The organism is Halorussus halobius (assembly GCF_004765805.1).
GTDB lineage: Archaea > Halobacteriota > Halobacteria > Halobacteriales > Haladaptataceae > Halorussus > Halorussus halobius.
On sequence record NZ_SBIU01000008.1, the window covers coordinates 51416 to 64249 of the forward strand.

At 68.2% G+C, this 12834-nt stretch carries 11 protein-coding genes; 5 read left to right on the top strand and 6 right to left on the bottom strand.

Annotated features, from left to right (window positions below; genetic code table 11):
* Nucleotides 1-25: 25 nt before the first annotated feature.
* The 3 genes from EPL03_RS18485 to EPL03_RS18495 all read right to left on the bottom strand — a co-directional run bounded on the left by EPL03_RS18485 (nt 26) and on the right by EPL03_RS18495 (nt 3620).
* On the bottom strand, nt 26-2386 hold the full coding sequence (locus EPL03_RS18485) for a xanthine dehydrogenase family protein molybdopterin-binding subunit (RefSeq protein ID WP_135830693.1): 2361 nt from the start codon (nt 2384-2386) through the stop codon (nt 26-28).
* 263 nt (nt 2387-2649) lie between these two features.
* Nucleotides 2650-3219, bottom strand: a complete 570-nt coding sequence (locus tag EPL03_RS18490; protein ID WP_135830681.1) for a DUF7097 family protein — start codon at nt 3217-3219, stop codon at nt 2650-2652.
* Between the two features lie 80 nt (nt 3220-3299).
* Nucleotides 3300-3620, bottom strand: coding sequence for a hypothetical protein (locus EPL03_RS18495; RefSeq protein WP_244605305.1), 321 nt, complete (start codon nt 3618-3620; stop codon nt 3300-3302).
* A gap of 289 nt (nt 3621-3909) precedes the next feature.
* Between EPL03_RS18495 and EPL03_RS18500 the strand changes: the two genes are divergently transcribed.
* Entirely contained in the window at nt 3910-4257 is a 348-nt protein-coding gene (locus EPL03_RS18500; protein ID WP_135830682.1) for a DUF192 domain-containing protein, read from the top strand.
* Between the two features lies 1 nt (nt 4258).
* Here EPL03_RS18500 and EPL03_RS18505 read toward each other — a convergent pair whose 3' ends face one another.
* Nucleotides 4259-4813 carry a PIN domain-containing protein gene (locus EPL03_RS18505; RefSeq protein WP_135830683.1) on the bottom strand — a complete coding sequence of 185 codons (555 nt, stop codon included), beginning with the start codon at nt 4811-4813 and terminating at the stop codon, nt 4259-4261.
* Between the two features lie 10 nt (nt 4814-4823).
* Nucleotides 4824-5099, bottom strand: coding sequence for a UPF0175 family protein (locus tag EPL03_RS18510; RefSeq protein WP_244605306.1), 276 nt, complete (start codon nt 5097-5099; stop codon nt 4824-4826).
* Between the two features lie 182 nt (nt 5100-5281).
* Here EPL03_RS18510 and EPL03_RS18515 point away from each other — a divergent pair, with 182 nt between their 5' ends.
* The 3 genes from EPL03_RS18515 (at nt 5282) to EPL03_RS18525 (ending at nt 8514) form a co-directional block, all read left to right on the top strand.
* Nucleotides 5282-5794: a TspO/MBR family protein gene (locus tag EPL03_RS18515; RefSeq protein ID WP_135830685.1), complete on the top strand. Its 513-nt coding sequence runs from the start codon at nt 5282-5284 to the stop codon at nt 5792-5794.
* A gap of 138 nt (nt 5795-5932) precedes the next feature.
* On the top strand, nt 5933-6325 hold the full coding sequence (locus tag EPL03_RS18520) for a hypothetical protein (protein ID WP_135830686.1): 393 nt from the start codon (nt 5933-5935) through the stop codon (nt 6323-6325).
* A 125-nt stretch (nt 6326-6450) separates the two neighbouring features.
* Nucleotides 6451-8514 (top strand): hypothetical protein, encoded by a 2064-nt coding sequence (locus EPL03_RS18525; protein WP_135830687.1) that lies wholly within the window; start codon nt 6451-6453, stop codon nt 8512-8514.
* A 105-nt stretch (nt 8515-8619) separates the two neighbouring features.
* On the opposite strand, the gene EPL03_RS18530 is transcribed toward EPL03_RS18525, so the two are convergent.
* Nucleotides 8620-9762: a citrate synthase/methylcitrate synthase gene (locus tag EPL03_RS18530; RefSeq protein WP_135830688.1), complete on the bottom strand. Its 1143-nt coding sequence runs from the start codon at nt 9760-9762 to the stop codon at nt 8620-8622.
* Between the two features lie 197 nt (nt 9763-9959).
* Here EPL03_RS18530 and EPL03_RS18535 point away from each other — a divergent pair, with 197 nt between their 5' ends.
* The gene (locus EPL03_RS18535; RefSeq protein WP_135830689.1) at nt 9960-12215 is read left to right on the top strand and encodes an N-6 DNA methylase; all 2256 of its coding nucleotides are present in this window, start codon (nt 9960-9962) and stop codon (nt 12213-12215) included.
* Nucleotides 12216-12834: the final 619 nt, after the last annotated feature.

The following is a 12834-nucleotide window of genomic DNA, read 5'->3' on the forward strand; positions in this document are numbered from 1 at the left end:
GTCCTCGCGGGCGGCGACCGGTTCGTCACTCCCGGGCGTCCTCGATGGCGCGCCAGAGCGTCTCGTCGGTCAGCGGCATGTCGAGGTGACGGACACCGAGTCCCGAGAGGGCGTCGACCGCCGCGTTGACCACGGCCGGCGGGGCGGCGATGGTGCCGGCCTCGCCGACGCCCTTCACGCCGAGCGGGTTGTTCGGGCTCGGGGTCACAGTGGCCCCGGTCTCGAACTCGGGGAGGTGGCCGGCCCGCGGGACCGCGTAGTCTGTGAGGTGCGTGGTGACGAGTCGCCCGTCGTCGCCGTAGACCGCCCGCTCCGAGCGGGCCTGTCCGATGCCCTGCGCGACGCCGCCGTGGACCTGCCCCTCGACGATGGCGGGGTTGACCCGCTCGCCGCAGTCGTCGACCGCGACGTAGCGCTCGATCTCCAGCTCGCCCGTCTCGGGGTCGACCGCGACCGCCGCGACGTGGGTGCCAAAGGAGTAGGCCCCGCCCTCGGCCTCGTAGAAGGTCGTGGCTTCGAGTCCGGGGTCGAGGTCGTCGGGGCGGCGGCCGCCGTAGGCCGCCGCCGCGACCTCGGCGAGCGTGCAGGACCGCCCCGAGTCCGGGTCGCCCGCGACTCTGAACTCGCCGTCCGCGACGGTCACGTCGTCGGGCGCGAGGTCCTTCTCGGCGTCGGAATCCTCGGCGAGCAGGTGGGCCGCGATGCGCTCGGCGTTCTCGCGGACCGCCTCGGCGCTCTCGACGACCGCGTTGCCGCCCGTGATGGTGCTCCGACTCCCGAAGGTGCCGGTCCCCTTCGGCACGCGGTCGGTGTCGCCCTCGACCACCTCGACCGCGTCGTGAGGGACGCCGAGCGCGTCGCCGACGAGTTGGGCGTAGGTCGTCGCGTGGCCCTGTCCGTGGGAGTGGGTGCCCGCGTACGCGGTCACGCCGCCGTCGGGGTGGACCCGGACCACGCCGCTCTCGAAGCCCCCGCCGGTCGACTCGACGTAGCAGGCCGCGCCGACACCCACGTAGCGCCCCTCGTCGTCGCGGTCTGTCTCGCGAAGGGTCCCGTAGTCGAGTTCGTCGAGCGCGGCGTCGAGCGCCGCTTCGTAGTCGCCGCTGTCGTAGGTCGCGCCGACCGGCGTCTCGTAGGGGAACGCGTCGGGGTCGAGCAGGTTCCGGCGGCGCAACTCGGCGGGGTCGAGGTCGAGTTCGCGCGCGGCCGCGTCCACGAGGCGCTCGGTGACGTAGACGGCCTCGGGCCGGCCCGCGCCCCGGTAGGAGTGGACCGGCGCGGTGGTGGTGAACACCGACTTGGTCTCGCAGTGGATGGCCGGAATGCGGTACTGGGAGGACAGCAGGCGGCCGTACCAGCCCGGCATCGCGGGGCCGCCGCCGAGGCCGTAGCCGCCGACGCCGGCGTGGGTTTCCGCGCGCAGGCCCCGGATGGTACCGTCGTCGTCGACCGCGAGTGCCGCGCTGGTGCGGTGGTCGCGGCCGTGAGCGCCCGCGAGGTAGTTCTCCGAGCGCGTGGCGGTCCACTTGACCGGCCGGCCGAGTTCCATCGCGGCCCACCCCGCCATCGCCTCGCCGGGATGGTGGTGGCCCTTGTGACCGAAGCCGCCGCCGACCGACGGCGAGACGACCCGAATCGCGTTCTCGGGCAGGCCGAGCGTGTTCGAGAGGTCCCGGCGATGCCCGTGGGGCGACTGGCTGGTCATCTCGACCGTGAGCCGGTCGTCGGCAGCGTCCCACCGAGCGAGCGCGGCCCGTGGTTCGAGCGCCGAGGGAATCAGCCGGTTGTTCACGAGGTCGAGTTCGACCGTGCGGTCGGCCGCCGCGAACGCTTCGTCGGTCGCCTCGCGGTCGCCCAGCTCCGAGGTGAGCGCCACGTTGTCCGGCGCGCTCTCGAAGATGGTCGGCGCGTCCTCGCGGGTGGCGGTCACGGGGTCGACCACGGCGTCGAGCGGGTCGTAGTCGACCGCGACCGCGTCGGCGGCGTCGCGCGCGCCGGCCCGCGTCTCGGCGACGACGGCGGCGACCGGTTGGCCGTGGTAGCGCACGCGGTCGCGGGCCAGCACGGGGTGGCCCGGCGGGTCACAGTCGAGCCGCGAGGACGCCACCGACAGGACGGCCGGCGCGTCGGAGGCCGCGAGGTCGTCCCACGCGTAGACGCCGAGGACGCCCTCGCGGGACGCGGCCGCGCTGGCGTCGACGGACTCGACCTCGGCGTGGCCGTGCTCGCTCCGGACGAACTGGAGGTACGCCATCCCCGGCGCGGACAGGTCGTCGGTGAACTCGGCCGTGCCGGTGAGCAGCGGGCCGTCCTCCCTGCGGGGCGTCTCGGTACCGACGCCTCCGGTCTCGGGGTCCGTTGGCGGTCCGGGGTCGCTGTCGGTCATCGAACCCTCCGAGCGCGCGGCCGCCCCGACGTTCGCGGTCGCGCGGGCGCTCGTCGGCCGACGCGGGTCGCGGTCGAACTGCACTCGTGGGCAATCGCGGTGGAGTCGTGCGTAGACATGGCTGGGGATGCGAGCGTCGAACGTGGCGTGAGTCACGCAGTCTCGCGGGAAAAGCATTTGGCAACCGGTGGCGGTCGCGTTCGGAACCGCAGGACCACGGACTCGTTGCGCTCGGCGATACAACCCGCGTCTCGGCGTCCGACTCACTCCTCGCGGTCGAACCGCTCGGCCGCCGACGCGAATCCCGCCTCGGACTGCTCGCGCGACCGGCGGGCCTCCTGCTCGGCGATGGCCTCCGGGTCGGGGTTGACGTCGTCGGTGACCCGCGCCCACGAGTCGTGGACCTTGGCGTGACACCACCGGCAGAGGTAGACGGTTATCTCGTGGCTCGGCGTCTCGCCCGTCGAGGCGTACGAGAGGTGATGCTCTTCGAGCAGCGGGCGCTCGTCGGAGTGGGCCATCCGGCGCTCGGCCAGCCCGCACCGGACGCACTCCCGGTCGCGGTTCCGACACCGGAAGTGGGGACACGACTCCCAGTTCCAGTCGCCGCCGGCGGTCTCGTCGCTCGTCGTCGCATCACGCGGCGACTCGCCCTCGGCGACGACGGGACACCGCAGGTCGTCCTCGCGGCGCTCGCGGGCGAACTCGGGGTCGTGCTCGGGGTGCTCGAAGGCGTACCGACACTTGCCCTCGTCGGTGAGGTGGTCGCAGACGCCGACGTGGTCGTACGGGTCGTCCACGCCGACCGGGGTTCCCGAGGGCGTCTCCTCCATGGTCGTACTACTCGGTCGTCGTCGGATAAAAACGGTCGGACTCGCCACGCGGCGGCGTCGGACGAGTCGCCAGGGGAGCGTCAGTCGGCGTGCGGTTGGGCGTTCGCGGACGACCCCGCGGACGCGTCGGTCGAAGCCGACTCCGAGCCAGTGGTCGGGTTGTACGGGTGGGGCGACCGAAGCGCCGCGATGAGGCTCCACATCAACCCGGTGAGTAGCGACCCGAGCGCGGACATCGTCATCCCGAGGGTGAAAAACGCCGCGCCGTAGACGAACCCGATACTCGCAGAGGGGAGCGCGGTGCCCAGCGGGACGTTGGCCATCGAGTCGCGCAGGGTCGGTACCAGGACGACGAGCGAGAAGACGCTCCCGCAGAGGAAGACCGCGTCCTGCCACATCATGGTCGTCGCTCCGTCGGTTCGGTAGGGGGTGTCTCCGTCATCGACTCAATGTAGATAGGGATATTTTAAAAAGTTTACTCACTACCGAGTAAACAGTTCGTTACAGTTCGAAGCGGTACCGCGACCCACGGTTCGACCACTCACGGCTGCGAGGCTCCGACGGAGGTGTCCGGCGGTATGGCGTCGTTGTCGCGACCACTCGTCGTGTTTCGACGCTCCCGAACCGTTCCGCGCGTCGAGGAACGCGGCGACGGAAACGCTTTTGCCGCCACCGCGACCAGCACCCGCCGTGCGACTGGTACGTGAGTCAGACGGCGAGCGCGACACTCTCGCCACCGAGGTCGAGACCGCCGACTCGTTTCTCGCGAGAGCGCGCGGGCTGATGTTCCGGCGGTCGATTCCCGACGACTACGCGCTCGTCTTCGAGTTCGACGACGTGGACAGCCGGGACGTCCACATGGTGTTCGTCCCCTTCCCGCTCGACGTGCTGTGGCTCGACGGCGGCGAGGTCCAGCGCAAAGAGCGGCTCTCGCCGTGGACCGGGCTGGCCGAGGCCGAGGCCGACCGGCTAGTCGAGCTGCCGGCCGGGAGCGCGGAGTCGGTCGCGGTCGGCGACGACGTGCGACTCGTGGAGTGAGTCACTCGGCGGCGTCGTCGATGCGACGCTCGGCCCGTCGGAGGAGTCGGGCGCTCAGACGCGCACCCACCTCGTCCATGGCGACGAGCGCGTCCTTCGCCGCCGCCGAGTCGAGTGCACCGCGTTCGACCGCCGCGATAATCACGCCGATAGACCCCGACAGTGCGACTCCGAGCGCCTTGCAGGCGTTCCGAAGCGGCTTGTCGTCGGTGACGACGACCGGATTTTCCGCCGTCGTTCCGAGCGCGAGCAGCGCGACGTCGCCCTCGAACTCCGGCGCGTCGTCGGAGTCCGACAACTCGACGTCGAGGTGACTCGCGGCGTGGCGGACGTTCTCGGGGCCGGCGACGTCGACCGCGTCCGCGATTCGGAGCCACTCGCCGGTCGCGGCGTCGAGGTGGCTCGCCGCCGGTTCGTCGACGATTTCGTCGGCCACGGCTCGGGGCGCGACTACCTCGCCGTCGAGTTCCCGCAGGAGTTCCACGCGGTCGAGTGCCGCGAGCGTGATGAAGACGCTCGCGTCCACGAACAACCGTTTGGTTCCCGCGTCGCTCATCGGGAACGCCTCACAGCAGGCTCTCCACGTCGGAGTCGAGGTCGGCCTCGTCGTCGTTCCGGAGGACGCCTCGCTCGTTCGCCTCGGCCATCATCTCGGAGATGGTCAGCCCCGCGACGTCGGCGGCCCCGCGCATCCCGACCGCGCCCTCCCGATAGCGTTCGAGCGCGACCCGAATCAGTTCCTCTCGGGCACCCGCCCGGAGCGCGGCGCGGATGGCGTCGCTTCGACTCCCCTGTTGCTGTTCGGCCAACCGGTCGACGAGGTCGAGTTCCTCGTCACTCATTCGCGTAGTGACGTTCTTCACGCGTATTGCTTTGCAATGCAACGTAATATTCCTGTCGACGGGCGCACGCGGCACGGCAGTCCGGACCGCGTTCGCGGACTCGCCTCGCCGGGGGCGTCGGCCGACTCACGCGCCACCGCCGGAAGTCCGCCTTTTTGTACTCTCGGACGGAATCCCGAACGATGAGCGTCCTCGACTCGCTTCGGTCGTCCGACGGCGACTCGTCCGTCCGCTGGCCCGCGCTCCTCGCGAGTATCGTCGTCTGCGAACTCGCGGGCGTCGTCCCCTCGCTGCTGACCGCCGGGGACGTGGCGACGTGGTACCCGACGCTGGCCACGCCCGCGTTCACACCGCCGAGCTGGCTGTTCGGGCCGGTGTGGACGTTCCTGTACCTCCTGATGGGCGTGGCGCTGTATCTGGTCTGGCACAGCGACGCCGGCCGAACCCGGCGACTCGCGCTCGCGGCGTTTAGCGTCCAGTTGGTGCTCAACGCCGCGTGGACGCTGGTGTTTTTCGGTGCGCGAGAGATTCTAGGCGGATTCGTCGTCATCGTCGCACTGCTGGCGGCCATCCTCGCGACGATGGCGGCGGCCCGGCACGTCGACCGCAGGGCGGCCCTGCTGCTGGTGCCGTACCTGTGCTGGGTCGGGTTCGCGACCGCGCTCAACTACGAAATCTGGCGGCTCAACTCGTAGCGCGTCGCTCGCGCTCGCCGTCGGCCGGAAGTATCGGGGCGTTTCCGTCCCGACAACCACGGACTTACTCGACCTCGTGTGGGCTTACTCCCCGCTTTGGGGTCTATAACAAAGGGCGGCGACGGCGTCACCCGCCACGTGTCGAATGCGAACTCGTACGCGGTCGCCGGGGGACGCTTCGGGGTGGGCGCGGACCGGCTCTCGCTCGTCGGCGTGGTACTCGCCGGGAAGCTACTCGACGCGGTCAGCACCGTGACCGTGCTGTCGCTCCGCGACGACGTGTACGAGTCGATGTGGGTGACGCGGTCCCTGATGGACCACCTCGGGATGGTCTCGGGCGTCCTCGTCACCGTCGTAATCGCCGTGGTCGGCGTGACCGTGCTGGCCGAGAGCGGCGAAGCGCTGGCTCGGATCGCGCCCGACGCGTGGGCACCAGCGGGCTATCCGGCCGCGTTCCGGGTCGTGACCTGCTGTTCGGCCGGGATGTGGTACGGCGTCGTGGGCGTCCACAACTTCTCATTATTGTTCTGATGGGTGTGCGGTTCCCCCACACTCATTTCTATTGACACAGTGGGAAGCGTGCCCCACTACAACACCGTACCTACCCCAAATCAGAACCCTATTTTTATGATGAGTCCCTGCTGACACAATATTTGATGGACAGGGACGAAGTCGCACGCCGAACTTATCTCGAAGCACTTCTCGGAACAGGAGGCGTCGCCGGCATCGCCGGTTGCTCAGGTCAGGCAGACGACCCAACTCAGGAGGACAACCCCAGTTCGGAGACCGGTTCAGAGTCAGAGACCCAGACGAAGCGTTCGACCACTACCCCAAAGCCTCCTAATCTTCGCGTCGAAACATCCGTTCCAGATACCGTCTCCGTCGGCGAGACGCTTGCAGTTGAGGTGCGACTGTCGAACGACGGCGGTCGATCTGCTACCCAGCAACTCGTGTTGCGTGCAAACGACCAAGTCGTCGTCACGGAAGATGTCACTGTCTCTCCGAACGACTCCACGACACTGACGCTGACCACTCCGATTTCGCGAGCGCCTCCTGATGAGCAATTGAACCTGCAACTCGGTGAGTCGTCACTTGAGACCGTCCACGTCCCCTCCCCGAGCGAAGTTGACGGGGTTCCTGTGCCAGATCGACCGACCAATCGCCGAGCCGGTGCGACATTCGTCAATCCCAAATACCGGCTTGACCGGTCTCGGGATATCTTAAACGAGGGTGCTCACGTCCTTGAAGAGCTCGGCGCGCGCGTGTTCAAGGGATGGTTAGACCGAATCGACGCTGAGTATCCGTTCGTTGAGTGGCCGAACTTCGATTCGCTCGTCGAAGTAGTAGAACATCCGCACTTCGTTGAATTGTTTGAGCGTAACTTCAATACGTACGTCTTCAACGCCATGGCCTTGACGAATGCGAAGCGCCAAGGTGGTAGTGGCTATTTCTACCACGGATTCACGGACCAACAGGCGGCAGCCGAAACGGAGGCGTTCTACGAGCTGACGAAACACCTCCTCGAAACGTACGATGGGACTGGAATGGAGATCGTCTTCCAGAACTGGGAAGGTGACTGGATTGCAGTTGCTGGTGCAGGTAATGAAGGCCCTCCTGATTCGGACGTACTTGAGCGGATGAAGCGGTGGTTCAATGCTCGGCAGCGCGGCATCAGTCGCGCCAGACGCGAGGTCGAGAGCGACGTCGCTGTACTGGGGGCCTGCGAGGTCAACCGTGTCCGAGAACCAATCGAGACGGACGAAAATTGGATCGTCAATACGATCCTCTCCGAACTTGACGTCGACCTCGTTTCCTACTCCGCCTGGGACCTCTGCCGGCACGTCATCAGTGAGCCACGGATGACCGATGCATTACGCGAGGACGTCCACGAGACATTGGATTATATCGCCGAACATGCACCACCGAAGTCGGCGTACGCCACTAGGGCGCTCGGGTCAGACACGCCTCAGGTATACCTCGGCGAGTACGGGATGGCCCTGAACCGAAACGGTATCGACGAAGCGATGCGGGCCATTCGGACCGTGGACGAGGAGGCACGAGACTGGGGCGTTCCATACACGCTGTTCTGGGCCACCTACGACAACGGAGTCGTTATCGACGGAGAGCAAGTGACTGTTGACCCCAACATCGAATCTATTCTCCAAGAAGAGTTTCCCGAGGGCGTCACACGGGATGACGTAAGAGGGTACTATCTCCGATATCCGGATGGAACACGAACACCGCCATGGTACCGTTTGGCAGAAGCATTCGACACGAATCAGGCCGAATTCCACCGGTTGGACCTCGAATTCGACCGCACTATTTCCTCAGCAGAACTCGACCCAGACATTGAGCGTGGTGAAGGGCGAGAACTGGCGTTTACGTGCTTCGAAATCGGTATCGAAACGACACAGGGCTCCACGACGCTGAATGTTGGAACTCCCCGTGAAGAAGGAGCGCTCGCTCGCGGCGTCTTCCCACCCGAAGAGACCAACGACGCGACGTTTCGATGGTTCGGGCGACCCGCGGCACACACCCGACTGTACCTGCACCGTGGCGAGTTAGGTCTCCAGGGACCCATCGAGCAGCTCCGTCTGAAAGGTTCCGGTGCCGACGACGACCTTGGCGTCAGGGTGCTCCTCGATGGACAATCGGTCGAGGCGCTTACGCTCGATACGACCAGACGGGAGTACCGCGTTCAGGTGGACGGGACTAAATGAGCTATCCGTACCACGCGCCGAGCAGAACCGACAGGTCAGCTTCGGACTGCTGACCGAATAAGGGGAACTGCACTACCGACTACTGCGAAAGACCTTGCTGGCCGACTACCGCTCGTCGACGCCGGTCCACGACCGCCCCGTCTCGCCGACGTACTTGCTCCGGGGGCGGATGAGCCGGTTGTCTTCCAGCTGTTCGAGCGCGTGGGCGGTCCAGCCGCCCGACCGCGAGATGGCGAAGATGGTCGAGAACAGCTCGCGGGGGATGCCGATGCCGTGGAGCAGGACGGCGGTGTAGAACTCGACGTTCGTGTTGAGGTCGAGGCCGGGCTTGTGCTCTTCGAGCAGGTCGACGCCGGCCTGCTCGGCCTCGCGGGCCGACTCGAAGAAGTCGGTGTTGCCGCTGTCGGCGTAGAACGACTCGGCGGCGTCCGAGAGGACGGCCGCGCGCGGGTCGCGCACGTCGTACACCCGGTGGCCGAAGCCCATCAGGCGCTCGCCCGACTCCAGAATCTCCTCGATGTACCCGGTGGGGTCGCCCGACTCGTGGATGTCCAGCAGCATCTCCAGCACCGGGCCGGGCGCGCCGCCGTGGAGCGGTCCCTTGAGCGCGCCGATCGCGCCGGTGACCGCCGAGACCACGTCCGACTCGGTCGAGACGATGACCCGCGAGGTGAACGTCGAGGCGTTCAGCCCGTGGTCGATGACCGCGTTGAGGTAGGTTTCGAGCCCGCGCACCTCGTCGTCGCTGGGCTCGGAGCCGGTGAGCATGTAGAGGAAGTTGGCGGCGTGGCCGAGGTCCTCGTTCGGCTCGACGGGCTCCTCGCCGTTCCGGAGCCGCCAGTAGGCGGCCGCGATGGTCGGCATCTGGGCGACGACGAGCCGGGAGTCGAGTTCGGGGTCCTCGGTCTCGTCGGCCCCGCGCGAGAGGCTCGCGGCGGCGGTGCCCATCCGGAGCGCGTCCATGGCGGGCACCGCCTGGTCGGCCGCGACTTCGAGGACGGCCAGCGTCTCCTCGCGGATGGTGCGTCGGCTGGCGAGGTCGTCTCGGAACGAGTCGAGCTCCGAGGCTGTGGGCAGTTCGTCGTTGTAGAGGAGGTACAGCGTCTCCTCGTAGGACGCGTTGGGCGCGAGCTCCTCGACCGGATAGCCGCCGATGACGAGGTTCCCGTTCTGCCCGTCGATGGTGCTCAGCCGCGTCTCCGCGACGGTGACGCCTTCGAGACCCTTGTGGACGGTATCGTCTGCCATATCCCGTATCTTCCCCCGGACCGTAAATAATACCTGTTATTCGTGGTCCGTCCGAAGCGGCCGGTCCGGGGAATCGACCCGGTCCCTGCTCCGAGCCGCTCGCCGGTACCGACCGAACCTAAATCGGTTTATGGCGAGCGCGCAAAGCGGACCGACTGTGCCGTCATCATGACCGACCCACCGGCTCCGCTCCCACCATGACAGCCGCGGACGCGCTCGAGGCGTGGGGTCGCGGCGGTCGCGCGTACCGGCGATTCACGGCGACCGCCGAGCGATTGCTCGACCGCGACCCGGCGCTCGGACGCGCCCTGTCGGCGTGGACGGCGTTCGTCGTCGAGAGTCACGGCGACGTGTTCGCGCGAATGGACGCCGAACGCCCCCGCGAGCGACTGTTCGTGGACGCGCTCTACTACGACTTCGTGGTAGACGGACTCCTCACCGCGGCCGAGGAGACGCTCGGATTCGAAGTGACGAATCCGGGCCCGCGCGGTCCCGCCGACGCGCTCGACGTCGACTTCGGGTCGCTCGGCTCGAAGGTGGCCGACGCCGCGTCGGTGTCCGGCCCGGCCGCGACCGACCTCGACCGGGAGGACCTGCTCGACGCCGGCGTGAGCGACCTCCGGGCGCTCTACGAGTCGGTCCTCGCCCGGGAGGCGCGGCTCGCGCTCGGCGAGTACAACACGCCCCGGGGCGTGGCCGAGCTCGCGGTCGAGCAGCTGGACGTCGGCGCGCCGACCGAGACGTTCCTCGACCCCGGGTGCGGTTCGGGGGTCTTCCTCGCGGCCGCCATCGACCGGAAGCGCGAGGCGCTCGCGGGCGAGCGCGCGCCGGCGGACGTAGTCGACGCCGTCACCGAGTCGGTCCTCGGAATCGACCTCAACCCGGTCACGGTCGAGAGCGCGAAACTGGGCTACGTCCTGGCGCTGGGGCCCGAACTCGCGGCCGCCGACGCGCCCGAAGTCGAGGTGCCGGTGTTCCTCGGGGACGCGCTCGCGCTGACGCGCGAGGACCCGCTTGCGGTCGACGAGTTCGGGACCGAACGCGCGAGGGCCGACCAGTCCGGGACGTTCGCGGTCGACCACCTCGTCGGCAACCCGCCGTGGACGACGTGGGCCGACCTCACCGACCGGCTCAAGGACGCGTGGCGGGACACGTACGTCGAGTCGCTCGACCTGTTTCCCCACGGCGGGGCGGCGGCGCGGCTGGGCCACGGCAACGACGACGTGTCGGTCCAGTTCGCGCTGGTCTGCGTCCGCCGCTACCTCCGGGCGGGCGGCGACGCCGCGTTCGTGTTGAAACGCGACGCGATGAAGGGGCCGGCCGGGACGCTGCTCCGGAGCCAGCGCGTGGGCGACCGGTCGGTCGCAGTGCGGTCGGTGCAGGACTTCACCGACCTCCGGCCGTTCGGCGACCAGGTCGATGCCGGAGCGGCCGTCTACGCCCTCTCGGCCGACGACGACCCCGAGTTCCCGATTCGAGCGACCGCGTGGACGCGGGAGTCGGGTTCGGGGGCGCGTGAGACCGACGCGCCGGCGTTTTCGAGCGCCGACGCGATGCGGGCCTCGCTGGCCCGGGCGGAGACGAGCCTCGTCCCGGTCGAGCCCGACGACCCGACCTCGGCGTGGGTGCGGCGGGACGCCGAGCGGCGCGCGCTCGGCGACTGTCACCACGAGATACGCCACGGGCTGAAAGACGACGCCAAGGACGTGTTCTCGGTCGAGGCCGGCGACCTCGCGGCCCTCGACGCCGACCTCGTGTATCCGTACCTCCGGTCGAAACACGTCGTCAAGTACGGGCTGTTCGGCCACGACCGCCACCTCGTGCCGATGGCGCGGGCGGGCGAGGACAACGAGGACGAACTCCGGAGCCGGTATCCCGACACCTACGACTATCTGGCGCGCCACCGCGACCGACTGGAAGCGCGCGGGTCGTCGTGGCTCGACCGGGGGCCGTTCTACAGCCTGTTCGGTCTCGGCGAGTACACGTGGGCCGACTACAAGGTGGTGTGGTGTCGGCTCGGGTTCAAGCCCCACTTCGCGGTGGTCTCGACGGTCGCGGACCCCGAACTCGGCGAGCGGCCGGTCGTGCCGGGCGACCACTGCATGTTCGTGGCCTGTGAGGACGAGCACGAGGCGCACTTTCTGACCGCGCTCCTGAATTCGGCCCCGTACCAGACGTGCCTGCGCGACCTCGCCTCGGAGGGGAAGGCCAGCCTCTCGAAGTCGGTGGTCTCGAAGCTCGCGCTGCCGGCGTATCGGGGGACGCCCGACCAGCGACGGCTGGCCGACCTCTCGATGGCGGCCCACGACATCGTCCCCGAGCACGTCGACGTGAGCAAGCGCGAGTACAACCGGACCACCATCGACGAACTGGCGGCGGTGCAGGCCGAAATCGACGACCTCGTCGAGGAACTGCTGGCTGACGGTGTGTTGAGTCCGGACGAAACGGGGTGACGGAATCGTTCCAGTTTGGAGCCGTCGCGTCCCCTGTCGGTGACGACGTGACTTGCACCGGTCGCTCGGCGTGCGCTGGCGAGACCTCGTGTCGAGCCAATTCGCGCGAGGGCTGAGTAGCGCAGGCCGAAGGCCGAGCAACGCAAGCGGTTGGGGAGGACGAGGTGCCGTGCTGCGCGGTCGCGGAGCGGTGCGGTCACTCATAGCCCGAGGTAGAAGCTAGCTCGGATACGCTCGGAACGACAGAGACGCTATCGTGAAGCTAGCTCGGATACGCTCGGAACAACAGAGACGCTATCGTGAAGCTAGCTACTGCCTCAACAAATGAGCGACCGCACCGCTCCGCGACCGCACAACGGGAACCTCACGCCGCCCCAGCCTCGGGGCGCACGAACGCGCCCCGCCACCGTCAGAGGCGAGCGCTGACGAGCCCTCGCTCGCGTCCGCTCACGAGGACCTCGCGCGCCTGGGCGCGACCACTGACGGGTCGCGCCGTGGGAGACACGCTCCCACCAGCCTTGTCTCGCTCCGCTCGACAAGACGCCAGCGCGCGCCGGACCGACGCAAGGTACAATACGAGCGAGACGTGAGCGTCGATAGTCCGCTGTTGCGACTCTAC